The organism is Stenotrophomonas sp. STEN018 (genome assembly GCF_056760235.1).
In genome coordinates, this window is record NZ_JBRREK010000005.1 from 47,028 (window position 1) to 72,446 (window position 25,419).

Here is a 25,419-nt window from a genome sequence, read left to right on the forward strand (position 1 = left end):
GTCCGGCTCAGCCACGCTGGCGCGACGATCCAGCGCAAGTTTTCACTCACTGCGGTTCGCCGCAGACCCCATACGAGTACTGAAATGCCAAAGCGCACCGACCTAAAAACCATTCTGATCATCGGCGCCGGCCCGATCGTCATCGGCCAAGCCTGTGAGTTCGACTACTCAGGCGCGCAGGCGTGCAAGGCGCTGCGCGACGAGGGTTACCGCGTGGTGTTGGTGAACTCCAACCCGGCCACGATCATGACCGACCCGGAGATGGCCGACGCCGTCTACATCGAGCCGATCAACTGGCAGATGGTCGAGAAGATCATCGAGAAGGAGCGCCCCGACGCGCTGCTGCCGACCATGGGCGGCCAGACCGCGCTGAACTGCGCGCTGGACCTTGCTGACAATGGCGTGCTGGAGAAATACAACGTCGAACTGATCGGCGCCAAGCGCGAAGCGATCATGATGGCCGAGGACCGCGAGCTGTTCCGCGTGGCCATGAGCGAGATCGGTCTGGAATGCCCGACCGCCGCCGTCGCCCACACGCTGGAAGAAGCACTGGAAATCCAGACCCGCGTTGGCTATCCGACCATCATCCGTCCGTCCTTCACCCTGGGCGGCAGCGGCGGCGGCATCGCCTACAACCGCGAGGAGCTGATCGAGATCGTCGGCCGCGGTCTGGAGCTGTCGCCGACCAGCGAAGTGCTGGTTGAAGAATCGGTGCTGGGCTGGAAGGAATTCGAGATGGAAGTGGTCCGCGACACCGCGGATAACTGCATCATCGTCTGCTCGATCGAGAACCTCGACCCGATGGGCGTGCACACCGGTGACTCGATCACCGTGGCGCCGGCACAGACCCTGACCGACAAGGAATACCAGCGCCTGCGCGATGCTTCCATCGCCGTGCTGCGCAAGATCGGCGTGGATACCGGCGGCTCCAACGTGCAGTTCGGCATCAGTCCGACCACCGGTCGCGTGGTGGTGATTGAAATGAACCCGCGTGTGTCGCGTTCCTCGGCACTGGCCTCCAAGGCCACCGGCTTCCCGATCGCCAAGGTCGCTGCCAAGCTGGCCGTCGGTTACACCCTGGACGAATTGAAGAACGAGATCACCGGCGGTCTGACCCCGGCCTCGTTCGAGCCGTCCATCGATTACGTCGTCACCAAGATTCCGCGCTTCGCATTCGAGAAGTTCCCGGCCGCCGACGCGCGCCTGACCACCCAGATGAAGTCGGTGGGCGAGGTGATGGCGATGGGCCGCACCTTCAAGGAATCGCTGCAGAAAGCCCTGCGTGGTCTGGAGACCGGCAAGGTCGGCCTCGACCCGACCGAGCTGGATCTGGGCAACCCGGACGACATCGCCACCATGAAGCGCGAGCTCAAGGCCCCGGGTCCGGAGCGTCTGTTCTACGTGGGTGATGCATTCCGCAGCGGCCTGAGCGTGGAAGACATCTACGCGATGTCGCATATCGACCCGTGGTTCCTCGATCAGATCGAAGAAATCATTGCCGACGAGAAGCAGGTTCATGCTGAAGGCATCGACTCGCTGGATGCTGCGCGCCTGCGCCAGCTCAAGCGCGCCGGTTTCTCCGACGCACGCCTTGCCCAGCTGACCAGCACCAACGAAGCGGCCATCCGTGCGCTGCGTCGTGCGCACAAGGTGCGCCCGGTTTACAAGCGCGTCGACTCCTGCGCCGCCGAGTTTGCCACCGACACTGCCTACCTCTACTCGACCTACGAGGACGAGTGCGAGGCCGCGCCGAGCAACCGCGACAAGATCATGATCCTGGGCGGTGGCCCGAACCGCATCGGCCAGGGCATCGAGTTCGACTACTGCTGCGTGCATGCCGCGCTCGCCCTGCGCGAGGACGGCTATGAAACCATCATGGTCAACTGCAATCCGGAAACCGTTTCGACCGACTACGACACCTCCGACCGTCTGTACTTCGAGCCGCTGACGCTGGAAGACGTGCTGGAAATCGTCGAGCTCGAAAAGCCCAAGGGCGTGATCGTGCAGTACGGTGGGCAGACCCCGCTGAAGCTGGCGCGTGCGCTGGAAGCCAATGGCGTGCCGGTGATCGGTACCTCGCCGGACTCCATCGATCTGGCTGAAGACCGTGAGCGTTTCCAGCAGCTGGTCGACAAGCTGGGCCTGAAGCAGCCGCCGAACCGCATTGCCCGCAACGACCAGGAAGCACTGCTGCTGGCCCGTGAAATCGGCTACCCGTTGGTGGTGCGCCCGAGCTATGTGCTCGGCGGCCGTGCGATGGAAATCGTGTACAGCGAATCCGACCTGGCCCGCTACGTGCGCGACGCGGTCAAGGTGTCGAACGACTCGCCGGTGCTGCTCGACCACTTCCTCGATGCCGCGGTCGAAGCCGACGTCGACATCATCTGCGACAAGGATGGCAACGTCCTGATCGGCGGCGTGATGGAGCACATTGAAGAAGCCGGCGTGCACTCCGGTGACTCGTCCTGCTCGCTGCCGCCGTACTCGCTGTCGGCTGAAACCCAGGCCGAACTGCGTCGCCAGGTCACCGAGCTGGCCAAGGCACTGCAGGTCGTGGGTCTGATGAACACCCAGTTCGCGATCCAGACCGATGCCGATGGCAACGACGTGATCTACCTGCTGGAAGTGAACCCGCGTGCCTCGCGCACCGTGCCGTTCGTGTCCAAGGCCACCGGCATGGCGCTGGCCAAGATCGCCGCCCGCTGCATGGCTGGCATGACGCTGGCCGAGCAGGGCGCGACCAAGGAAATCGTGCCGGGCTATTACTCGGTGAAGGAAGCCATCTTCCCGTTCGCCAAGTTCCAGGGCGTGGATCCGATCCTCGGGCCGGAGATGCGCTCCACCGGCGAAGTAATGGGCGTGGGCCGCACCTTCAGTGCCGCGTTTGCGCGCGCGCAGGAAGCCGGCAGCATCAAGACCCCGCCGGTCGGCAAGGTCTTCATCTCGGTGCGCGACGCTGACAAGCAGCGCGTGATGCCGGCGGTGCAGGGCCTGGTCGCACGCGGTTACTCGCTGGTTGCTACCCGCGGCACCGCCGCGTGGTTGCAGCAGCACGGCTACACCTGTGACGTGGTCAACAAGGTGGTTGAAGGCCGTCCGCATATCGTGGACAGCATCAAGAATGGCGAGATCGTCTACATCGTCAACACGACCGAAGGCCGTGCTGCGATCAACGACTCGTTCTCGATCCGCCGCGAAGCACTGCAGAACCGCATCACGTACTCCACCACGGTTGCTGGCGCCAAGGCGCTGGTGCAGTCGCTGGAGTTCCGTGGCACCGGTCCGGTGTTGTCGCTGCAGGAACTGCACAAGGAGTTGAATGCATGAGAGCCCCCATCACGATGAAGGGCGCCAAGCGCCTGCGTGAGGAACTGGATCACCTCAAGTCGGAAAAGCGCCCCAAGGTCATCGCAGCCATCGCCGAAGCGCGTGAGCACGGTGACCTGAAGGAAAACGCCGAGTACCACGCCGCACGCGAAGAGCAGGGCTTCATCGAAGGCCGCATCAAGCAGCTGGAAGGTGAACTGTCGCACTCGGAAGTCATCGACATCAGCAAGCTCAACGCCGGCAGCAAGGTGGTGTTCGGTGCGACGGTGACGCTGGCCGACGTGGAAAACGACGAAGAGAAGCGTTACCAGATCGTCGGCGACCTGGAAGCGGACATCAAGCTGGGTTTGATTGCTATTTCCTCGCCGGTGGCGCGCGCCATGATCGGCAAGCACGAGGGCGACGCCATCGCCATCGACGCGCCGGCTGGCCAGCGTGAGTACGAAATCGTCAGCGTCGAATACCTCGACTGACGATGGCCAAAGCCACACTGCTGCTGCCCGCGCGCAGCCGTTTTCCGGCAGGCGAACTGCCGGCGCAGGTGGCTGCGGCCCTGGGTCGTGCCGAGCGCTCGCTCGGTACGGCTGGTGAATCGGCGCAGCTGCGCCGTCACTTCAGCGTGCAGCCGGCTGACTGGTCGGCTGCCGCCTTGACCCGCCAGACCGATGCCGCCGATGCCGCCGATGGTTTCTGGCTGCGTGCCGATCCGGCCAATATCGTGCCTGACATGCAGGGCGCGCGGCTGATGGCGGCTGCCGAAACCCTGCGCCTGGAACAGGCAGACGTGGATGCTTTGTTGCCCGCACTGCAGCCCTTGTTCGCCGGTTTCGGCTATCAGTTGGATGCACCGACGCCGTCGCGCTGGTATCTGCGCCTGCCGGCTGATACGCCGCTGCCCGAATTCGCAGAACCCGATGCGGTGCTCGGCGATGACCTGTTCTCGCATCTCCCCAGTGGTGAGAACGGCCGCCGCTGGCGCGCACTGTTGACCGAAGCGCAGGTGGTGTTGCACCAACATCCATGGAATGAGCAGCGCGTTGCCCAAGGCCAGCGTGCGGTGAACTCGCTGTGGTTCTGGGGCGCGGGAAGCCTGCCGCAGACCGTGCATACCGCGCACGCACAGGTACGCAGCCGCGATGCGCTGGTGCAGGGCTTGGCAGCACTGGCCGGCGTGCGCCTGGGCGGTGAACAGAGCGTGGATGCGCTGGTCGATCTACGCCAGCTGCGTTCGCTGCAGCAGCTGGCGCGGGACGCAATTGCTCCCTTGCTCGATGCACTCAAGCGCGGCGAACTCAGCGAGCTGCAGCTGGATTTCGAGGATGGCGTTGGCTATCGCATTACCCGCGGGCAGCGTTGGTGCTTCTGGAAGAAACCCATAGCGACATTGGCTGATGAGTGAAAGTTTGAAGATCGTTCGGCGCGATGTGGTTGCGGCCGACGGCTGGAATGACGAAACCCTGCCGCTGCTGCGCCGCATCTATGCCGCGCGCGGCGCAAGCACGCCCGAGCAGGCGCAGCCGCGACTGGCGCAGTTGCACGCGCCCGAGCTGCTGGGCGGCATGCAGGCTGCGGTGCAGTTGTTGGCTGATGCCATCGCCAACGACAAGCGCATTCTGATCGTAGGCGACTTTGACTGTGACGGTGCCACCGCCTGTGCGGTAGGTGTACGCGGCCTGCGCATGCTGGGTGCGCGTGATGTGGTGCATGCGGTGCCGAACCGGATGCTGCATGGCTACGGCTTGTCGCCATCCTTGGTGGAAGAACTGGCCGCGTTGAAACCGGACCTGCTGGTCACGGTCGATCACGGCATTGCCTGTCATGCCGGTGTACGCGCAGCAAAGGCAATGGGCTGGCAGGTGCTGGTCACCGACCACCACTTGCCCGGCGAGCAGCTGCCGCCAGCTGATGCGATTGTCGACCCGAACGTCGACGGCGACGCATTCCCCAGCAAAGCGCTGGCCGGTGTCGGGGTTATTTTCTATGTGCTGATGGCGCTGCGCCGTCATCTGCGCGAGCAATCGGCATTCGGTGCGCAGCCCGAACCTGATCTGCTCACTTTGTTGGACCTGGTCGCAGTCGGCACCGTCGCCGATCTGGTGGCACTGGACGACAACAACCGCGCCCTGGTCTCCGCCGGTCTACGTCGGTTGCGGGCTGGCAAGGCCATTGTGGGTCTGCAGGCGTTGATCGAGGTAAGTGGCCGCGACCCGCGCCGGCTCAGCGCCAGCGACATAGGTTATGCGGTTGCGCCACGCCTCAATGCGGCAGGGCGCCTGGAAGACATGGCGCTGGGCATCGAGCTGTTGCTGACCGAAGATCCCGCACAGGCGCGGCATATCGCCACGCTGCTCGAAGAGATCAATGCAGAGCGTCGCGCCGTGCAGCAGATCATGACCGATGATGCCGAGCGTGCTGTTGCCCGCGCATTGCTGGATGACGACATGCAGCGACCGGTTGCCGCCTGCCTGTTCGATGCCGAGTGGCATCCGGGCGTGGTCGGGCTGGTTGCCTCAAAGATGAAGGATCGACTGCATCGACCAGTGATTGCATTTGCGCCGGCTGAGCCTGGTGCTGACGCATTGCGTGGCTCGGCGCGCTCGATCAGCGGTTTCCATATCCGCGATGCCTTGGCTGCGATCAACGCCAATCATCCGGGGCTGATGGAGAAGTTCGGTGGCCATGCGATGGCTGCTGGTTTGAGCTTACCGTTGGCAAATCTGGAGGCGTTCAAGGCCGCGTTCGAACAACAGGTGCAGCGCACCATGGACCCGGCCTTGCTGCAACAGCAGTTGCTTAGCGATGGCGAGTTGTCCCCTGCGGAGTTGGATTTCCAGCACGCCGAAGCCTTGCGCTTGGCCGGCCCGTTCGGCCAGGGCTTTGCCGAGCCGCTGTTTGATGGTGCGTTCGAAGTGCTTGAGTGGCGCGTGCTCAAGGAGCGCCATCTGAAGTTTGTGCTGCGTCAGACTGGTAGTGCCGCACGCATCAACGCGATTTACTTCAGCGGTTGGACCGGCACGGCACCCGCACAGCATGTGCAGATCGCTTACCGCCTGGTAAGTGACGACTACCGGGGTGGCAAGGCCATCCAGCTGATTGTCGAGCACTGCGTATCCGTTTGATTCAAAGTACTTGCGGTGCAATGCATCACCTGTAGTGCCGAGCCATGCTCGGCAGAGGCCTCACTGCAGGCCCATCACCACTCACAGCTTTCTCGCTACCAGAACAGGTAGAACTACGATGCACGATGACGCGTGTGCATGCACGGGTGTGACGTGCGTCCAAGAACGGCGTTCTCGAATGTCCAGACAAGAGCAAGGACTTCGACGTCCAAGTACGGATGCTTTCGCGCAACCCAAGGCGTCAGTGCCTCGTCGTTGCGTTATGTTCTTGTGACGAGATTCGTGCTCGCCTAATACTTTCCTACGAATTCAGCGTTTTATTGGATGATTGCCGTGTCAGAAAACTGGCGCGTTTCATAAAGCAATGGCACAGTCTGGTTCTCGATCACGCATGGGACGACGGAACGCCCGATGTTCGCCGAATCACTTTCAGCAGCAGGCGGCTTGCAACGTCTGCATCAAGACCGACGCTTGGTTCGTGTAGAAACCGCACTTGCCCCGGAAACATTCCTGGTCAAACGTTTCGATGGCAACGAATCAGTCTCCACACCATTCCTGTATCACGTCGAGTTGTTGTCCACCCAGCCCAGGCTGGAGCTGAAGCAACTGGTCGGGCAGCCATTGCGGCTATTGCTTGGTGATGAGTTCGGCGGCGGTAGCGTGCATGGCTATGTCCGCGAGTTCGCCAGTACCGGGCAGCAGGCGCAGTTCAACAGCTATCGCGCCGAAGTTGCTCCCTGGTTCGCGTTCCTCGACTACACCAGTAACTGCCGCATCTTCCAGGACAAGAACATTCTGGAGATCATCGAAGAGGTATTCGCTGGCTACGAGCAGTTGGCGCGCTACCGCTATGATCTCAACGCCGGCAAGCTTCAGCGCCTGTCGTACTGCGTGCAATACAACGAATCGGATTTCGCATTCGTCAGTCGCCTGCTGGAAGATGCTGGCCTGTATTACAGCTTCGTGCACGATGACGAAGGACATACGCTGATCATCAGCGATGACTCCACGCTCAGTGTTGTACACGGCGAGCCGGGTGCGATTGCCTACGTTTCCGATCAAGGCACCTTGGCGCGAACCGGCCTGCATCGCTGGGGCGCGCGGCGCAGGGTAGGGCCGAGCGCGCAGACCTTGCGCAGCTTCGATTTCAAACAACCCAAGCAGCAACTTGACGGAAACCAGGGCAACCAAGTGCCGATGGGCTTGTTGCCGCCGTTGGAACAGTACCGCTACGACGGTGCCGCGCGTTTTGCCAACAGCCGTGTTGGTGAAGCCTTGGCGGCGGTGCGCAATGAAGAAGTCAGCTGGCCCACCAAGTTGTTCGAGTGCGCCGGCAACGCGGGTGAACTTGCTGCCGGCGCATGTTTCAGTCTTGAGCGGCACCCGGACTTCATCGGCCGCGACGACGTGGATCGCGAATTCTTCGTGGTCTCGATGCAGCGCGAAGGGCACAACAACTTCGCCAGTGACTTTTCCAGTGCCGAGCTGCCCAGCGTGGAGATGCAGGCGCAGGTCCTGCGGCGGCGCATACCGTTCCGTCCGCTGCGACAAACGCCGTGGCCGCGCATGCCCGGGCCGCAGACAGCCACCGTGGTCGGGCCGCCCGGCGAAGAACTGCATGCCGATGCCTATGGTCGGGTGAAGGTGCAGTTCCACTGGGACAGAAAGCTGGATCGGCGCGAGAACGCATCCTGCTGGATCCGCAGTGCCAGTCCGTGGGCGGGCGCCGATATGGGCGGTGTGTCGCCACCACGTGTTGGCCAGGAAGTGATTGTCGATTTCCTGGATGGTGATCCGGATCGTCCGATCATCACCGGCCGTGTTTACAACGAACAGAACATGCCGCCGTTCGGCATGGAAGTCAGTGGGCTGAAGTCGAAGACGGTCAAGGGTGGTGGTTGGAATGAAGTGACCATGCACGACGGCGCCGGTGGCGAGCTGCTGAACATGCGTGCACAGCGCGACATGGTCACCACCGTGCTCAATGATCAGACCGCGAGCATCCTCAACAACAAAACCACAAGTGTGACGGTTGACCACGGCATGACCGTGGGCGGCAATCAGACCATCGGAGTTACCGGTAATCGTGGGATCACTGTCACCGGCACCGATACTTCTACTGTGACCGGTACACGCACAACCGATGTCACCGGCGCTGTCGCCGAGACGTATCACAACGGTCAGACCAAGACAATTATTGCTGCCGGCTATACCGAAACGATTACCGGTCCTTTCACCACAACGCTGACCGGCAACTACATCAGCCAGCGTACCGGCACGTGGAAGCAGACCGTCACCTCAACCTCGTGGGAGCAGGTGCAGGGCAAGGTTACCGAGCAGTACCTGGCGGGGCGCGAAACAACCATCACTGGTTTGGACAAGCGCGGCGTGACCGGTGCGGTGGAGGACGCCAACAAGGGTTCTCGTACCATCGGTGTGGAAGGCACCTTCGAACAGGGCGTTAGCGAAACCCACTCGCAGTTTTCCACTGGCGAGATGACCTTGGCGTCTGCGGCCAAGCTGATCGCTGTGGTGGGTGAGTCGTCAGCCATCGAGATAACCGCGGGTGAGATCAAAATCAGTGCCGGTGGTTCGGAGGTGGTGATCAATGCCAGCGGTGTCTCGGTCAACGGCAGCGAGATCAAGCTCAACTGCTAAGCAGAACGGAGATTCAGCATGCAGGACACCCCAATGTTGCGCGGCTTCAATACTTTGCGCGAGGCTTGGTTGCAGGCAAGTTCCGATCCTTCCAGGCGGTTGCTTGTATGGCGTCTGCCGGCCAACGCCAGTCGCCTGTTGGCTGCGTTCTTCGAGATGCAGCGGCATGACGAAGGACGCGACACGCCGGACTATTTCCTGCGTATTGATACCCGCTACGAGCTTGGCTTCCGCTACAGCCGGCAGATCAAACAGGATCTGCTGGAACGCTATCTCGGCAGCCAGGACGAACTGCGTGAGCAGGGCGTAACGCTGGGTTGGCGCGGCCCCAGCGAGACACACCCAGATTCCGCTGCCGGCGTGGTCGAGGTATTCGATAGCTTCATCGAACATCACGGCGCACATCTGCGTTTGATGGCAGCGGTGCTCGAGCCTGAACGCTACGTACCTGGCGATGGCTTCGAGCGTTGGGTATCCACGGCATTGAATGCTCAGCCGGGAGCCCGTCTGCGCTTGGTGTTGGTGGACACACAGGAAGATCCACGCTGGCAGTTGCTGTTGGAAAAACATAGCGGCGTTTCGGCGTTGATTGGTGGCGACGTCGATATGTTCGCGATCGCCCGCGACACTGCCGCGCAGGCCAGTGGACGTGGCCCGGAAGTGCTGTACCGGCAATTGCTGACCGACCTGATGCTGTTGATCGAGCGTGGAAATCCGGCGCAGGTGGCAACGCGCGCCGAGCGCGCGCAGGCGCTGGCGGTACGCAATGGCTGGCACGACCAGCAATCGGTGGTGCAGATGATGGTGGCCGGTGCTTGGCTCAAGCATGGCGACCATGCGCAAGCCATAAACGCCTACCGAAATGCACGCGCCGCCGCTGAGCGTGCACGCACAGGTGGCAATGCTGCTGGCGGGGACCTGGTGATGCAGAGTTGGTTTGGCGAAGCCGGTTGCTGGTTGACTTCCAAACAGCCGGAGCGTGCCGCGCAGACCTATCTGCAGGCATCGGCATCGGCTGCCAGCATTCCGCACCCCATGTTCCAGCTGGAAGGGCAGCGCATGGCCGGTTGGTGCCAGTTGCAGGCCGGTAATCGCGAGGTCGCGCGTACCGAGCTGCTGGAAGCCATTCGCGTTGCCAAGCCCTTGTCGCCAGCAGACCGCAAGACGACCACGCTGCCTCAAGCGTTATGGGATCTGCTGTTGCTGCAGGACGCGCGCCGCTGCGAGAAGTTGCAGGAGGTTTCGGTGGGTTATCTGCAGGCCAGCGCCAATGTGTTCGGTACCGCCGAGAGCAGCACCATGGCGTTGGGTCCGCGTCCAACGCGACCAGCACTGGATGCTATCGAGGCGCAGTTGGATGTCGCACTGGAACAAGGTTTCCATCGTGCCCAGCAGGAGCGTGAGCGCTTGATCCAGAGCGGCGACGAGTTCTTCCGCAAGATCGTCGCAGTGGGTCGCGATTTTCTCGATCCCGGATGGAATGGCATTCCAGCAATCGAACATCCTCTGGACCATGAGATACCAGTGTGGAGCGAGCCCCCGGCAATGCAGCCGTTACCGGACCCCACATCACTGCTGCAAGCACCGTCAGCGGGCAACCACAACCCAACAACAGCGGGAGCGGCACTGGCATGACGCCAAGCAGAAAAACAGCGGTGATGGCAGTGGCCATCGTGATCGGGATCATCGTGGTGGCATGGATCAGCGCGGACTATCGCGACGAGGTCAAGGCCTTCCTGCGCGCACTGTTGCGCGCACTTTAAGCGACAAGGAGGGTTGCCATGAGCATCGCGGCCAAGCATCTCGACCCGCAGTTGGGCATCGACATCCATATGTATGCGTTGCCGCCCAGCCCGCTGCCGACGCCGCACATCGGGCTGGTATTGGATCCGTTCGACTACATTCCTTTCATCGGTTCGACCATCAAGGTCAATGGCGTACATCGTGCCACCGCCGGCACCGGTGGGCTGGATGTGCATATTCCGCTGGGCGTGTGGGCACCACCGCTGGCCGCGCCGATGGGGCCGCAGTTCGACGGCGAAGAAATCTTCATGGGCAGCCGCACCGTTTCGGCGGATGGCGAGCCATTCTCGCGGCTGGCGATGCCGGTACTGGACTGCAATCTTGCCGGTATGATCAATCCGTTCCGGATGAAGAAGCCGAAGAAGCCGCTGCGCGCGATGTCCTTGCCGACCGGCTTGAACGTCGCCATTCCGACCAGCGTGACCGTGGGCGGACCGCCGACAATCTCGTGGACAGCAATGGCGTTCCGTGCCGCGTTCGCCGGGCTTGGGAAGCTGCGCAAAAGCAAGTTCTTTCAAGGCAAGATGGCTTCCTTCAAGAAGTGGCGCCAAGACAAATGGGGGCACCTGCCGTCTGGCACGCTCAAGTGCAAGATCCTGCGCGCCGAACCGGTGGATATCCGCGACGGCAGCGTGGTGGTCAGCCATCAGGACTTTGATATCCCGGGTCGCCTACCGTTTGCATGGCAGCGTAGCTACAGCTCCGCGCAGATCGGACGCGGCGGTGCGTGCGGCATCGGTTGGCAGACGCCTGCTGACATCACGCTGGAAGTGCTGGCCGATGGCTCGGTGTGGATGTCCGGCCCGGGCCAAGTGGCCTTCTTTCCCGAGCTTCCACCCATTGATGGTGAAGCGGCGGCGATACTAGATTTCGTGGATGGCGCGCGATTGCTGCGCAGCCAGAGGCAGCTGCGGGTACGCTTCAAAGGCGGGTTGGAGTATGTCTTCGGCAGCGATCTGCCGACCGGCGTTGCCGCATTGCCAGCGCAGGGCGTGGTGGCGTTGGAGCGCATCGAAGATGCCAGTGGTAACTACTGGCGTTTCGAGCGCCGCGACGGACACCTGGTTCGTATTGTCGAGAGCGGTGTTGATGGCCTGCAAGGCCGTTTCATCCACGTGGATTCGCGCCACGGCCGCATCGAGCGCATGGCCTTGCATGACCCGGCGACCGGTCTTGCGCACCCGCTGGTGAGCTACCGCTACAGTGCCGAGGGCGATCTGGTTGCTGCTTTGGATCCGCTGGGCGCTGCCCGCACGTTTGTCTATCAGCAACATCGCATCGTGCAACACACCGACCGTGTGGGCCTGTCGTTCTTCTATACCTTTGATGTGCAGGGGCGGGTGGTGCACTCCTGGGGTGATGGCGGTCTGTACGACTATCACTTCGAATACGACGCACTACTGCGTGAAACCCGGGTGACTGATTCGCTCGGCCATCTGAGCATCATCAAGTTCGACGAAAACCAACTGCCGTTGTGCGAAATTGATCCGCTTGATGGTGTCACCATCTTCGAGTACGACGATTTCGGGCGAACGGTGGCGGTGACGGACCCGGAAGGCCTGCGCACCGGCTTCGCTTATGATGCGCACGGCAACCTATGCTGCTTGACGCGCGCCGATGGCAGCACGTTGCAGATGGAGTACGACGACAACGATCATATGATCGCGCTGCGCTCGCCCGATGGCGCGACGTGGCAGCAGACCTATGACGGGCGTGGTTTGATGGTGGCGCAGACCGATCCGTTGGCTGCCACCACGCGCTATGACTATGACGCGAGCGGGCAGTTGCTCGTGCAGACCAATGCTAGGAAAGCGATCACGCAGTTGCGTTATGACCGTCATGGTCTTATCGCCGCCGTGGTCGATGCGCTGGGGCATGAGAGCCGATACGAGCAGGATGCGCTGGGCAATCTGCTGCGTCAGGTCGATCCGTTGGGTCAGATCAGTCGCTACGAATACGATGCCAAGGGACGCTTGCTTGCAACGGTGACGCCAGACGGTGGCGGCGTGCGCTGCGAGTACGATGCAGAAGACCAGTTATTACGCTACATCGACGAAGCCGGTGCACAGACCCGGCTGGAGTACGTGGGCATCGGCCAGATTGGCCGGCGCCTGCAGGCCGATGGTCATGTGGTGGAGTACCGCTACGACAGCGAAGAGCAACTGATCGCAGTCATCAACCAGCGCGGCGAGGCCTATCAGCTGCTGCGCGATCCACTCGGGCGCATCGTTGAGGAAGTCGACTATTGGGGCCAAACGCGGCATTACGCTTACGATGCAGCTGGGCGGCTGACGACTACAGTCGATCCGTTGGGCCAGAAAGTGGCGTTCAACACCGACAAGATGGGGCGGATCACCCGCAAGGCCTTGCCGGATGTGCGTCATCCCGGGCAGCAGCTGCAGGAGCATTTTGTCTACGACAAGCTCGGCCAGATGATCGAATTGCGCAATCCGTCGCGTACGGTCAAACGCCGCTACGACCCGGCTGGGCAGCTAATCGAGGAACTACAGGATGGATTTCGCATTGGCTATGGCTACGATGAAGTAGGCAATCGCGTAGCGCGCGAAACCTCTGCTGGAAACAGCATGGCAATTGGCTACGACCTGCGTGATCAGGCGGTGTCGATAGCAATCAACGACGACTCACCGATCCTCATGCAACGTGACGCGTTGGGACGGACCACGCAGGAAACGCTGAGTCCGCATCTGCAACGCAACTTCAGCTACGACAGCCGCAACCTGATGACGTCGCAGTCCATCCTCAAGGATGCTGCGCCGCTATTCGAAACCAGCTACGACTACGACCGTAGCGGCAACCTGACAAAGCGCAGCGACAGCACCCAAGGCACGGACGAATACCGCTACGACGCCATTGGTCGCCTGCTGCAGCATACCGACCCGAAGGGAAAGCTGGAGCGTTTCTTCAATGACCCGGCCGGTGATCGCCTGCGCACCGAGATCAAACAGGTACAGGCGCGCAAAGTGGTTGGTGGGGATGATCAAAACCTGACGACCTGGACGCGAGAGGGCACCTATCAAGGCGTGCACTACGTCTTTGATCGGGCCGGCGATCTGATCAGCAAAGGCGCACCGCATGGAACCGCGCCTGATGATCTGACTTTGATCTGGGACGCCAATCATCGTTTGGCGGAAAGCCGGCGCAACGGACAAGCGACTCACTACGGTCACGACCCGCTGGGCAGGCGGGTGTTCAAGCGCAACCCAACGCAGACGACGTGGTTCTTCTGGGATGGCGATGCGTTGCTGGGCGAAGTGCAGCAGGCCAATGATGCGGAGGGTGCGGCGCCGATCTGGATTGGCAACGTTGCGAGCTTGATGGAGGTCAAAGCGCGGCAGCAGCAATTAGTGGTTCTGCATGAAAGTATTGTTGAGTATGTTTACTATCCCGGCACGTTCGTGCCGTTGCTAAGGCTAGGCTGTGACGCTGTTGAAGAAATTCAGGAAGGGAGTCAGTTAACGAAGAGAGTTCTTCAGGAAGATCGCACTGTTTCAGGACTTGAGCCGGCGGGTCATGGACACTCCATGGGTAACCTTTCGCGCGCGGTTCAGTGCGAAGTGCAGGAGAAGCAGCGGTTGCATGGCGGGGGCTTTGGCGTGCTTGGTGGGCTGGCATTGGCTGGTGGCACTGTGCCAATGAAAGATTTCGAAGTTTCTATTTCCCCGGGTATTCGGCAGAAAGATAAGGTTTTGAGTCGGCGAAAGGAAGATGCCGAGCCTCCTCGGCAAGGGACTGGCGACTCTCCTGTGCTTGATCAGCTAATGGGTTGCCAGCGACAAATAGGCTATTTTGACTGCCAACCTAATGGTGCGCCGGCGAGGATTCTGAATTCGTCGGGGTTAGTGCTATGGGCAGGATCCTGGTCTGCCTGGGGTGGAGTGCGGGTTGAAAGTGGACTTTCGAGTAACATTAGGTTTCAAGGGCAATACTATGATGTGGAAACCGGCCTTCACTACAACAGATTCAGATACTTCGATCCATTTAGCGGAGCTTTTGCTGGGCTGGATCCGATTGGTCTTGAGGGCGGCGAGAATCCATACTTCTATGCACCAAATGCTCTGGGATGGGTCGATCCGCTCGGACTCGACGAACTGTACGCGCTTTTGGCAAGCAAGGATGGGTGGTACCCTATTATGGAGTGGGGGAAAAAGCAGCCGGTCGGGCAGTGGTATCTTAAAAAAGGCGAGGTTTGGAAGTTTGGCGAGACCAAAAATCCGAAAACAAGATACTCCGCGGCTTGGCTGAGGAGGAATAATCTTGATTATTTTGCGATACATCGTGGTACCGCAAAATCTTTCAACCGTATTGTCGAAAAAATTCGCATCTCAGGATTTTTGAACTGGAAGGGATTCCTTCCTCCTGGCAACAAATGTAGGCATTGAAAAATGAAACTTGGAAAATCGACCGATACCAGTGGTGCGTCTGATGTCTACGGGATTTCAAATCGGCTGGAAATGATGTTTCCGGAGATCGAAAATTATTTCTCGGATGTGGATCTGGAGATATTTTTCGTGCTCCGTTGTTTGCCTGATGCGCTGGGCAGGAAAACAACGCGGCGTTATTCCAAGGCGGAGAATGTGCTGTATTTGGACATGAACTTCTCCGAGGACATTTTCAAAGAGATGTCCGCGAAAGAGCAGGAAATCGCGGTTGCTTCCGCTTTATTTGACTATCTGGAGGAGAGTCTTAATAAATACAAATTCAAAGGGCTGGATGTTTCGAAGCTTGTCGAAAAATTCAAGGAAATTGCTTGCGCAACTCGCTGGGGTATTGATGATGGCGAGGCTTAGACAAGCCGCGCGTGGCGAGGTTGGAACGCGCCGAATGCTCGCTGAGCGAAGCGCTGTGTTGGCTCCCCGTATTTCGATGCCAGGTTAGGTTGCAGGTAGTTACCGACTACTCCGCAGCCCTCTGCAACTCCAACGTATAGATCACGCTGTCTTCTATGCGGCCATCGACGGCAAAGGCGATGGATAGCTGGTCCGGCGCAAGATCAGTCCGGTGGGTGAAACAGGTTGCTACACCTTTGGTGCAGCTGAAATCCCAGGCGTCGCCGCCGGCAGCGCGTAGATCGCGTACCGTCGTTCTGTTGGTGATCGGGAGCCCCTGCAAGGACAGAGGCTGATTGAAGACGCGCAGCGGCTCCAGCTCGGTGCCAGGCGCAGAGACTTCAAACCCAGCCGCTTCATTGTCCATATGGTTCAGGACGATGGTGACGATGCTGGCGTTAGGATTCTTGGCGTTGTCGGGATAGACGCGGATGCCAAGCTTGTCCCAGACGAGCACGGTAAGGCTGGGATTGGGCTGGGTGCTTCGGTGATCTGAGCCCAGCGCTTGTATCCACGCGCTCATCGGCGCGCCGAGGTCCAGCGCTTTGCCCTGGTAGATCAACCCGGTCGTCGTTGTTTCGAGGACAGGTTTTGTACTGGCAGCCGGGGCGCTAGTTGCTGCCGAAGGCTCGGCCCGCGAAGAGCTCAGATCGCAGCCGATGAGTGCCATGCCGAGCATGGCTGTTGCCAGTAGACGTTTGGTCACTTCTTTCCGCTCCCCTTGACCTGGTTCTTCTCGCCGAACAGATCTTCGTAGAAGTTGGTGATGTAATCCCAGCTGTCGGTACCGTAGCGACCAACACGGCGAATTCCCTCAAGCGCATCTTTGCCGTGCTCTTCGTGCAAGTGCTCGATTTCGGTCGCGGATGCGGCTTTGCGTATGTTCGCTGCGTGGCCTTTCGCCCAGGCGGAAACATGAGGGCACTGCCAGGTGCTGTCGTAGGGGTGGACCAGATAGCTTTGGGCGATTTTCACCGGATCAGAAGCGGAGTTTCCGTTCCAACTGGCAAGCATGGCCTTACCAACTTCGGTCACCGCCTGCTGCGCAAGCTTTGCCGCAAGCGTATGCAGCGGATGGACGTCGTGATCTTTCGCCAACTGCGAATGGCTTGGGTCGGTAGAGCCATTCTTGTTCGGGTTCGAGTCAAACATCGTCTGTGCGTCGTCGACGCTGTTGCCAATCAGTAGCAGCAATTGTTGGTAGACAAGGTTGTAGCTGTTCAGAACCAATCGCATGGGGGCGGCAGCGAGCCAGCCTGCGCGTTCAAGGTACTCGTGGCCCGGAATACTGAGCATGCGATCACGCAGCTTCAGAAAATTCTGGAAGCCTTTGTAGTAGCGTTGATCGCTTTGTTCGGAAAGCAGAACCAGCATGATCCTTTCACTGTCCGAGCGATCGCCCGGCTTGCTGGCCTTGAACTCCCAACTTTCCACGCTGAACAACTTGTGCGCGATTGGCTCGGCCAAACTGGCAATCACATCGGTGGAGCCGAACATGCCGGTTACTACTGGGTACTTATGCGTGCAGTCCGCAGCAGATGTCCAGACCAGGACCTTGCTGTGCCCAATCTTGCGCAGACTCAGCTCGCAGAAGTTGGAGTGGGCGAAATAGTCCTCCAGCACGTGCAGCGCGGAGCCGAAGTGGCGCATGCCGTCGGCCGTGCGGCCCAGCGAAATCGCTTTCTTCAGTTCCGAGGCCATGAAGGCGCTGGAGCTCGCTATGTAACGCTTCAGCGATGTCGTCTTGTCTATACCAAGCAGCGGACTCTTGGCAGTCACCCAAGGCTCGAAATCCTTGTCGATGGTTTTCGGGTCAGCCGGGTCGGGCTTTATGTTCTTTGGATTGTCGATGTGCTCACTCGGCCGGTAGACACCCAGGCGCGCAGGGGTGACTTCGTAGTGGGCTTTGTCGCGGTAGCGCAGTTCATGGAACTCGCCGCCGGCAAGAATATCGACGATCTTGGTCAGCGCCTCGCGGGAAATGTATTTGCCCAGATCTTTTGGCAGGTTCGGCGGGCGGACGATCTTTGGGTCAAGCAGCTGGGAATAGTCACGTAACCAGTTGCCGAAGTAGATGGCGGCCAGCTCCTTGCGGCTGAATCCCACTTTGCCCAGAACGGCTTCGATCGAGCGGTGCCCGAATGACTGGCCAGGGTTCTTGGCGTGGTTCTCACCGTCGCCAGCGCTGAATCCCTCGTAGCGGCCGTCCTGGGATTGATTGTCTTGTTTGGCAACTGGACCTTGTTGGCGCAGCGCGGCCTGCACTTCAGCGTAGTTGACCTTCAACGGGCCGCTGAACTCGGGCGAGGTGTAGTTGGCGTAGGTTGCTTCGTGTGTGCCTTCAAGGTCGAAGAAGGCAAAGCGGTAAGCCAGGCTCGTGCCCTCTTCATGAGGGCTGTCGGCAGCAACGGTCGGCTTCCCGTTGGCATCCTTCTCGGCAAGATCGCTACGGAGCACGTTGTCGACGTGGTGGCCAAACTCATGCAGCAGAACGGCCAGCAACTCGCGCGAAGCTTCAATTGAGGTCGACGCCTGGTCTGCTGCGGACGCGTGTACGCGGATCAGGCGCTTGGCGTTGTCGTAGTCGGCCGGGTAGGGCCCGCCGGTCAGCACCTCGTGCTCGGGCGGCGGAAAGCTGCCACTTTTCAGCGCTTCCTGCAGCTTCATATAGGTTTTGGCGGGCACGTCGAAGCCGAATGTCGGCGCCATCATCATCACGAACTCGATGGTCGTCGAATTTTCAGCAACGCTGCGGAGCTGGTCGTAGGCGAAGGTACTCTCGATCTTTCGCGCGGGGTCGGGCTTGATCTTGAACGCAGGCAGTGGCGGCAGCTTTGGTGACGCGCTGCTGCCACTCATGAACGGATGCTCGCCCGCCTTGACCTTGAACTCACCCGGGCAGCTGAAGGTGATATTGCCGCCCTCCAGCGTTATCGCGCTGCTGCCCGCCTGCAGTACGACCTTGCTCTTGGCGAGTACATCGATGCGCTGGTCGGTGGCGGTAACGGTGATGGCTTGATCGGCCAGCAGTTCCAGTTCGCCGTCGTTGGCCTGCAGGCTGACCGGGCCGTTGGCGGCAATCAGCCGTACCGGACCGGCTTGCGCGAACAGTGAAACTTGGCCGCCGGAAACCGCCGCAATGGTTTCGCCGCTGCTGGCGTGCAGATCCTGCTGGACGGTCAGCTGCAGGTTCTGTCCAGCGAAGGCGATCGCGCTTGCCGGTGTGGTCCAGGCAATGTGGTTCGGAGCTTCGGCGAGCAGCACAGGCTTGGCGAAGCGTTCAACCGCTTGATCGCCGGGTGCACGGCCATCGCTGGGCTTGAACTGGGATTGACCATTGACCACGGCTTGGAAGCGGCCGTCCACGGCCGGGTCGATCTGCTCGCGCAACTGGCCGGTGTGCTGCCAGGCTTTGAGGCCAGGAACCTGCTGTTGCTGCAGCGTCTGCTGCATCTGCTCCAGGCTGCGCTCGGCGCCTTTGATCTGGGCGACAACCTCGGCATTGTCCATCACCGTCGAGCCTGCACGCTCCTGGGTGCTGGCGGACAGCAACAGGCCTTCGGCGGCATGTACATTGCCCCAGCCTTGCGTTGCCAGTTCAAAGCCTTCACCACGTAATGCGCCGCGCTCGGTGTTCTGATGCTGGATCAAGTAGCCAAGTTCAAGCCGGCTGTCGGCCAGTGAACTGTGCAGGCGTGTGCGTAGCTGGCTTGGAGTGTCGTCAATCACCCATTGCTGGCTACCGCTGCCATCGTGGGCTTGGGTATGCAGGCCACTGAGTACGCCGGGATGCTTTGCACTGTCATCAACGCCGCCGCCGAAGGGCGGGGCAACATTGCCGTTGTACAGCTGGCCAGTGATACGTGGTTGATCGATATCGCCGTGCAGGAATTCGACCAGCACTTCACTGCCGATGCGCGGCAGGAAGGCGGTGCCCCAGTTTGGGCCGGCCACCCATTCGGCGACGGACACCCAGCTGCCGCTGGTATGGTCGCCAGGTGCGTGCCCTGGTTGTGCGCTGCCGGTTTCGCTCAAGCCGCCGGAGTTTGGTGCGCTGCCACGTTGCCAACCGAACTGGATACGTACTTGGTGCTCGCGATTGGGGCTGAGTGCGGCATCGGCCACACCCACCACGCGCGCGGTCTGCGGGCCGTGCAGGGTAGGGCGGTCATGCGGCAGTGCGCGTACCGGGATGCTGGCATCGGTTGCAAGAAAATGATTGCGGTAGCTGCCGCGTTCCAACGCGCTGTTGCCAAGCAGCTCGGCGATGCCGCTGTCCAGATTGTTCACTGCGGCATGCGCGACGACCAGTATCTGGAACTGGCTGCCTTCATGCTGCGGGTGCTGAGTCAGCGTGAAGCGTGCACCGGCTGCCATGCGTCGCTCGCTGCTGCTGCCGCTGTGCAACAGCTGCGCAACCTGCAGTGCATCAAGCCGTGCTTGTGCCTCGGTCTGCGCCCAGCTGGATTCATTGAAGCGGCCGGCGCGCGGCTGTACGTACACTTCCAGTGGCGGAACGTCACTGCTGTCAGCGTTGGCTTGTGCGGCGATGGCATTGAGCTTGTCGCCGTGCCAGCTGGCGATGGTGCTGGCGTTGGGAACCAGCTGCTGCCGTTCGGCGAAACTGGTGATGCCATCGCTGGATTCGCTGGCGGCAATGCGATGGAAACGGACGTTGCCGATGTCGGGCAATTCGGCTTGTGGTTCAAACACCACGAAGGTATGCGCGCCATCGCCGTCCTGGGTCTGCTCGATACGCCACGCAAGCCCGCTTTCAGCCAGCAGCCGGCTGACAAACTCCCAGTCGGTCTCGCGGTACTGCGTGGTGACTACGCGTTGCGGAAGTGCAGCTTCGATATCGAAGCGATACGCTGCCTGCGGGTAGTCATCAAAGATCTGCCCACAGATGGCGCGTACATCGAGATCCTGGAAAATAACCGAATTGCGGCGCAGGCGTAGCAGGGCGGTCCACGGCTCCAGCGCAAGCTGGTAACGGGCGAGCCCGCCATCGCTGCCGAGCTGTGCCACATCGGTACACAGGCCGTGCCACTGCCGCTGTGAGCCGCCGGGAAGCTCCAGCTGCAGGGTCAGCGGCTGCTCCAGCCAGCCGTCGGTCTGCAGATATGCATCGGTGCTCAGACAGTCGATCTGCAGCCGCATATCCCCGCACAGGGCTTCCTGTCCGTCGAAGCGTTCAACTACCAGACCCTCATGTGGGGCCTGTAGTTTGATCAACCGGTTGTGATGTGAAAGTGCCGCGAGCGCGGCAGACAACGAGGAGCTCGGGACGTCCATATCGACAGGCTCATGGCAAGGTGATCGTGATGTGCGCAGTGCGTTCTGGCATCTGCACGACGTTGTTGTATGCGGCTAGCTGCTGGCGGGTATCGTGGCCCATGTAGGTGCGCAGGCCGATGAAGGCCAGGACGCCGAAGCAGCCGACAACTGCAGCCGGCAACCACAGTGGAATTACCCGACGCAGCTGATTGCGGATGTTGTCCGGCGGCAGCGCGTGCGGAGCGAAGCCGTGGCGTTTGCCTTTGAGGTAGACCAGCTCATCACCCAGTCGCGCGGTGAGATAGCCGAGCTTCTCGGTGCCTTCCAGGCGGTACTTGCCTTCGAAGCCCATCAGCAGGCAATAGTGGTAAACCTCCAGCGACGGCAGGCGTGCGCCACCCTGGCGGCGCAGTTCTTCGAGTTTGTCGAAGAAGTGCTCGCCGGCCAGATGCTCGCCGAACATGCGCAGCTGCAGCGGACTGCGCTCCCACACTTCATGCAGGGCAGAGGGCTGAGAGAGAATGGCTTCGTCCACCGCGGCGCAGAATGCGTACTTGGATGCGTAGACGTCTTCGGCAGCAATGCCAAGGCGCATCGCACTGCGTTCAACGCTGTCGAGGAATTTCTGCACGGTCTGCACGAATCCTTCGGCATCGTTGGGCAGCTGGCCGCGTTTCAACAGCAGCAACAGGTAGAAGCCATCGGACATCAAGTCCTGCAGGCTTTGTGGCGTTGCAGAGATCGGTGTGCTGCTGGCCATTGCCGCATTGCCAGTCAGCGACGGCATCGGGCCGGGGGTTGGAGGCAGGTGTGAGTTCATCAGGTGGTCACCGCAACAAGTTCCAACTTCAGGTCGGCAATGCCGGCCGGGACGTAGATCATCAGCGACTGTGACTTGAGCATGCGCTCATACAGTGCACCGCGTGGGTCAATCTCGAAATAATGACTACCTGGCCGTACCGGAATGGCGGCCGGAACCTGCGCTGCATGCGTGAGCTTCACGCCAGGCAGCGCGGAAAGGACGCACTTCTCCACATCATCCGGCGCGCCGATCTTGAAGCGGATCGGTACCGTTTGGATAAGGTCCTGTGCAGGCATGGAAGCCGATACGGAAAGATAGAACGAGGCCTCTCCGTCTATGCGCTGCGAGTCGAGTCGGCCCAGGTGGTAGGAGGGCTTGATCTCGTTCAGGGCGATCTTGAAGTAGCGTGTGGAGATCACGGTTTCCAGCAGGGCACGCACGATTTCCAGCAACTTGCGGAACGAGGCCTCCGGTTGATCGTGGCGATATACGGGAAGGTCGTTGAGCTGGTAGGTGTTGGAGAAGGTGAGCAAGGCGCCCGCCATGCGCAGCAATTCCTGATGCAGGCGCTCGGGGTGCAGCTGCGGGTGATGCAGCAGATGCGCCAGCGCACTGAACGAGGAGTTGATGGTGTGCAGCAGCCAGAAGGACGCAATATCGCCGGAGCGGAATTCGATGATGTTCTGCGAGGTCTGCCGATGCAGGCCGTACAGCGCATCTACCTTTGCTTGCAGTGCATCCAGTACGGAGCGCAGCTCGCGATGCAGGAAGGGCGAAGCCTGCAACTGCGCGCAGGGCGGAATGAACTCATCGTCCAGTTCGAAGCCACCACTGGATGTTCTGCGCACGCGCGCAACCGGTACGGTGGCGTAGGCATCTTTGGGTTGGTCGTCGGTAAGCAGCTTCACTGCCTTGCTGAGATAGGCCAACTCAGCTTCCGCGGCATCGGTGAACAGATCGTCCGAAACCCGGTTGGCCTGCCGATAGCGCGCAAGCACACTGCCTTCTACATCAGCGCAGTTGCGACCGTCATCACGCAATAACGGTAATGCGAGATACACAACGGTTGCCTGCACCCCTGGCGGAAGGTCCTGCAGGGACACAGCATCGGGTAGGCTGTCGTGCACCGGTGCATCGTAGCTTTCACCGTCAGGGAATACCGCAGACAGGTCGAGTGGACGCAAGGTTCCGCCGGTCAATGCATGCGGATCAAAACGCACGCGACGAGCGCCCCAGGCATACGGGTGCAACGTCTGCGATAGATCCTGCAGGCGTGCCTCATGATAGGCGTCTTGACGTTGGAAGTGCTGCGGGCGCAGGAATAAACCTTCACCCCATAAGACCTTCGACATCCTGCTTACGTAAGCCACATTTCAGTCCTTGGAAATTCTGTTGGCGCGTCGCTTTGAGCGTACTGCGCCATGGCGCATAACTACTGCACAAGCAGCTTCGCAGCTTGATGTGAAAACTCCATTCACACCCTTATTCTCATCACGTCTTGTGGTTCGAATGCGAAAGATACTAGCGCATGCATGCGTTGCAATGTTGGGGTTGCAGCAAAAAGCTGTGCTGGTTCAGCGGGCACCGGCGCAGCGCACGGAGGCCAAACTGCTCGGGTCGCCAGAGCTGCGCGAGCTTAGTGCTTTGCTATCAGTAGTGAGCGCACAGGCATGTACGCCAATGGTTATGCCATCGTTGGGAAGATTCTTGGTGCGGGCATCAAAGGCCATACGCCAGCGTCCTTCCGCTGGCGAACGGAACAGGGCAACCACGCCAATGACAGTGGTGCCATCGCTAAGTTGTTCGGACAATTCCTGTCGTACACCCGGTGTCAGTACTACTTCGTTAACCGAAAGCAGGTCGGCCCCGAGCGCGGTTTGCTCACCGGCTTGGTCGAGGAATGAATTGAACGCGGCCTGTTCAAACCGCTGTGCGCTACGCAGGTGATAGATCTTCAGTACGGCAGCGCTTGCGCGCTTGTCATTGCCGGCATTGAGATTTGTCCCGGCATAGATTTTCAGCGGAATTACAGGAGGTTTCTCAGGTTTGGCTTCACGCAGACCAACGGCTTGCAGTGTACTGTCCATCGCCTTGCTCAGCTTGCCGCCGGAAGCGCAGCCGGCTAATCCAATGGTATTAACGAGGATGAAAGTTGTGACGGAAACCACACGCAAAAGTTTGCTCATGTACGCATTCATTTAGTGATGGATGCCTATAAAACAGCGGGTGAGTGACTACATCAGGGTGCGGGTGCCGCACGCCGATGTGAAGGAAATGTTTGGAGCAAACAAATCGCGATTTCGAAAATGACTATACCGGCGCGCATTCCCGAATGTACACTGCCGCCGCTGGGACTGGATTCCCGCAAGATGTATCGGCGGAAATGCGGCTCCCTTTAGGAACTTATTTCGACGAAGGAATCACTATGGATGTGAAGGTGTTTGGGGCGGCAGCGTGTCGTTCGGTGTTGGCGTTGGCACTGTTGTCGGGGTTGGCTGCTTGCGAAAGCACGCCCAAGAAAGCAGCAATTCCTTTCGATGTAAGCATGGCCAATGCCGAGGCGCAGGTCTCCACGGCGGGCGCTGATGCGGCAATCAACGCATTTGAAGTTGCAGCAAAGGCTGACCCTACGCGCAAAGAGCCGTGGGTTCGTATTGCCCAGTTGCAGTTCGACCAGAATCGCTACGCACGTGCCATTGTCGCGGCTGAAGAAGTGCTGCAGCGTGATCCCGATGACCTTGTTGCCGATGGTGTACTGACCGTCGCCGGCTTCCGTATTGCCAATGAATCATTGCAGCGCCTGGACGGGCGTGGTGCGCTGGCATCGGATACGGCACAGCGTGAGGCGCAGGCACTGGTCGCCACGCTGCGTACCACCATGGGTGAAGCAATTCTTGAATCGGGTAAGCCTAAGGTGCGCCCGCCTGTGCGCCAGCCTACGCGCCAAGCCGGGGCCGGTCGTCGTACTGGCACCGCACCGGCTGCTACGCCGCCCGCGCCGCGTCCGGCCCGCCCAACCGGCGCCGACCCCTTTCAGAATATTGGCAACTAAGCCGGATCTACAGGACCAGTCAGGAGACACTCATGGCCAAGAAGGACAGCGTTCAAAAGCGGCTACAAAAGATCCGGCCGCCGCGCGTGCAGCTTACGTATGACGTGGAAAAGGGCGACGCGATCGAGCAGAAAGAGCTGCCATTCGTAGTTGGTGTGATGGGTGACTTCAGCGGCACGCCTGAAACCGCGCTGCCCAAGGTCAAGGACCGCAAGTTCGTCAACGTCGATCTGGATAACTTCGACGAAGTGATGGAAGCGGCTGGCCCGCGTGCCGTCTATCGCGTGGCCAACAAGATCAGTGATAACGGTGGCGAGTTCGGCGTCGAGTTGAAGTTCAACTCTATTGACGATTTCCGCCCGGAATCCGTGGTCCAGCAGATTGACCCGTTGCGTCGCCTGCTTGAGTCGCGCACCAAGCTGGCCGATCTGCGCAACAAGTTGGCGGGCAATGAAAAGCTCGAGGACCTGTTGACGGATGTGCTCAACAACACCGAGCAGCTCAAGAAGCTCGGCGCGGCGAAGGAGGAGTAAG

16 protein-coding genes are annotated in these 25,419 nt (G+C 60.3%); 11 read left to right on the forward strand and 5 right to left on the reverse strand.

From position 1 onward, the window contains the following. The first annotated feature begins 84 nt into the window (after positions 1-84). The 9 genes from carB to ACVOMB_RS03365 all read left to right on the forward strand — a co-directional run bounded on the left by carB (position 85) and on the right by ACVOMB_RS03365 (position 15,715). Positions 85-3,327: a carbamoyl-phosphate synthase large subunit gene (gene carB / locus ACVOMB_RS03325; RefSeq protein ID WP_481529866.1), complete on the forward strand. Its 3,243-nt coding sequence runs from the start codon at positions 85-87 to the stop codon at positions 3,325-3,327. Positions 3,328-3,335: 8 nt separating this feature from the next. Continuing rightward, on the forward strand, positions 3,336-3,800 hold the full coding sequence (gene greA, locus ACVOMB_RS03330) for a transcription elongation factor GreA (RefSeq protein ID WP_481529933.1): 465 nt from the start codon (positions 3,336-3,338) through the stop codon (positions 3,798-3,800). Between the two features lie 2 nt (positions 3,801-3,802). Next, positions 3,803-4,726, forward strand: a complete 924-nt coding sequence (locus tag ACVOMB_RS03335) for a phosphoglycerate mutase (RefSeq protein ID WP_481529867.1) — start codon at positions 3,803-3,805, stop codon at positions 4,724-4,726. Continuing rightward, positions 4,719-6,446: a single-stranded-DNA-specific exonuclease RecJ gene (recJ, locus tag ACVOMB_RS03340; protein WP_481529868.1), complete on the forward strand. Its 1,728-nt coding sequence runs from the start codon at positions 4,719-4,721 to the stop codon at positions 6,444-6,446. The genes ACVOMB_RS03335 and recJ overlap by 8 nt, the downstream gene beginning before the upstream one ends. A 411-nt stretch (positions 6,447-6,857) precedes the next feature. Further along, positions 6,858-9,104, forward strand: a complete 2,247-nt coding sequence (locus ACVOMB_RS03345) for a type VI secretion system Vgr family protein (protein WP_481529869.1) — start codon at positions 6,858-6,860, stop codon at positions 9,102-9,104. An 18-nt stretch (positions 9,105-9,122) separates the two neighbouring features. Beyond that, a complete protein-coding gene (locus ACVOMB_RS03350) occupies positions 9,123-10,739 on the forward strand; it encodes a hypothetical protein (RefSeq protein ID WP_481529870.1) in 1,617 nt (538 codons plus the stop codon). Next, entirely contained in the window at positions 10,736-10,867 is a 132-nt protein-coding gene (locus ACVOMB_RS03355; RefSeq protein ID WP_481529871.1) for a hypothetical protein, read from the forward strand. The genes ACVOMB_RS03350 and ACVOMB_RS03355 overlap by 4 nt, the downstream gene beginning before the upstream one ends. A gap of 18 nt (positions 10,868-10,885) precedes the next feature. Continuing rightward, a complete protein-coding gene (locus tag ACVOMB_RS03360) occupies positions 10,886-15,307 on the forward strand; it encodes an RHS repeat-associated core domain-containing protein (RefSeq protein WP_481529872.1) in 4,422 nt (1,473 codons plus the stop codon). 3 nt (positions 15,308-15,310) lie between these two features. Continuing rightward, positions 15,311-15,715 carry a hypothetical protein gene (locus tag ACVOMB_RS03365; RefSeq protein WP_481529873.1) on the forward strand — a complete coding sequence of 135 codons (405 nt, stop codon included), beginning with the start codon at positions 15,311-15,313 and terminating at the stop codon, positions 15,713-15,715. Between the two features lie 106 nt (positions 15,716-15,821). Here ACVOMB_RS03365 and ACVOMB_RS03370 read toward each other — a convergent pair whose 3' ends face one another. From ACVOMB_RS03370 to tssJ, 5 genes are all read right to left on the reverse strand, one after another. Then, a complete protein-coding gene (locus ACVOMB_RS03370) occupies positions 15,822-16,460 on the reverse strand; it encodes a DUF7738 domain-containing protein (protein WP_481529874.1) in 639 nt (212 codons plus the stop codon). Then, positions 16,457-21,049, reverse strand: coding sequence for a type VI secretion system tip protein TssI/VgrG (gene tssI / locus ACVOMB_RS03375; protein ID WP_481529875.1), 4,593 nt, complete (start codon positions 21,047-21,049; stop codon positions 16,457-16,459). Before tssI ends, ACVOMB_RS03370 begins: the two co-directional genes overlap by 4 nt. Positions 21,050-21,059: 10 nt before the next feature. After that, the gene (icmH, locus tag ACVOMB_RS03380; protein WP_481529876.1) at positions 21,060-21,851 is read right to left on the reverse strand and encodes a type IVB secretion system protein IcmH/DotU; all 792 of its coding nucleotides are present in this window, start codon (positions 21,849-21,851) and stop codon (positions 21,060-21,062) included. After that, entirely contained in the window at positions 21,851-23,185 is a 1,335-nt protein-coding gene (gene tssK, locus ACVOMB_RS03385; protein ID WP_481529877.1) for a type VI secretion system baseplate subunit TssK, read from the reverse strand. The genes icmH and tssK overlap by 1 nt, the downstream gene beginning before the upstream one ends. A 222-nt stretch (positions 23,186-23,407) precedes the next feature. Beyond that, positions 23,408-24,019, reverse strand: coding sequence for a type VI secretion system lipoprotein TssJ (gene tssJ / locus ACVOMB_RS03390; protein WP_481529878.1), 612 nt, complete (start codon positions 24,017-24,019; stop codon positions 23,408-23,410). A gap of 239 nt (positions 24,020-24,258) precedes the next feature. On the opposite strand from tssJ, the gene ACVOMB_RS03395 reads away from it, so the two are divergent. Together ACVOMB_RS03395 and tssB are read left to right on the forward strand one after the other, a co-directional pair. After that, complete coding sequence (locus tag ACVOMB_RS03395) at positions 24,259-24,885, forward strand: tetratricopeptide repeat protein (RefSeq protein ID WP_481529879.1); 627 nt, start codon at positions 24,259-24,261, stop codon at positions 24,883-24,885. A gap of 32 nt (positions 24,886-24,917) precedes the next feature. Beyond that, a complete protein-coding gene (gene tssB / locus ACVOMB_RS03400; RefSeq protein ID WP_481529880.1) occupies positions 24,918-25,418 on the forward strand; it encodes a type VI secretion system contractile sheath small subunit in 501 nt (166 codons plus the stop codon). Position 25,419 lies beyond the last annotated feature (1 nt).

Coding starts and splice junctions, on each gene's coding strand:
- ACVOMB_RS03360 (WP_481529872.1), top strand. CDS start 10,886: ATGAGCATCGCGGCCAAGCATCTCGACCCGCAGTTGGGCATCGACATC.
- tssI (WP_481529875.1), bottom strand. CDS start 21,049: ATGGACGTCCCGAGCTCCTCGTTGTCTGCCGCGCTCGCGGCACTTTCA.
- ACVOMB_RS03345 (WP_481529869.1), top strand. CDS start 6,858: ATGTTCGCCGAATCACTTTCAGCAGCAGGCGGCTTGCAACGTCTGCAT.
- ACVOMB_RS03355 (WP_481529871.1), top strand. CDS start 10,736: ATGACGCCAAGCAGAAAAACAGCGGTGATGGCAGTGGCCATCGTGATC.
- ACVOMB_RS03350 (WP_481529870.1), top strand. CDS start 9,123: ATGCAGGACACCCCAATGTTGCGCGGCTTCAATACTTTGCGCGAGGCT.
- ACVOMB_RS03365 (WP_481529873.1), top strand. CDS start 15,311: ATGAAACTTGGAAAATCGACCGATACCAGTGGTGCGTCTGATGTCTAC.
- ACVOMB_RS03395 (WP_481529879.1), top strand. CDS start 24,259: ATGGATGTGAAGGTGTTTGGGGCGGCAGCGTGTCGTTCGGTGTTGGCG.
- tssK (WP_481529877.1), bottom strand. CDS start 23,185: ATGTCGAAGGTCTTATGGGGTGAAGGTTTATTCCTGCGCCCGCAGCAC.
- recJ (WP_481529868.1), top strand. CDS start 4,719: ATGAGTGAAAGTTTGAAGATCGTTCGGCGCGATGTGGTTGCGGCCGAC.
- ACVOMB_RS03335 (WP_481529867.1), top strand. CDS start 3,803: ATGGCCAAAGCCACACTGCTGCTGCCCGCGCGCAGCCGTTTTCCGGCA.
- icmH (WP_481529876.1), bottom strand. CDS start 21,851: ATGAACTCACACCTGCCTCCAACCCCCGGCCCGATGCCGTCGCTGACT.
- tssB (WP_481529880.1), top strand. CDS start 24,918: ATGGCCAAGAAGGACAGCGTTCAAAAGCGGCTACAAAAGATCCGGCCG.
- carB (WP_481529866.1), top strand. CDS start 85: ATGCCAAAGCGCACCGACCTAAAAACCATTCTGATCATCGGCGCCGGC.
- tssJ (WP_481529878.1), bottom strand. CDS start 24,019: ATGAGCAAACTTTTGCGTGTGGTTTCCGTCACAACTTTCATCCTCGTT.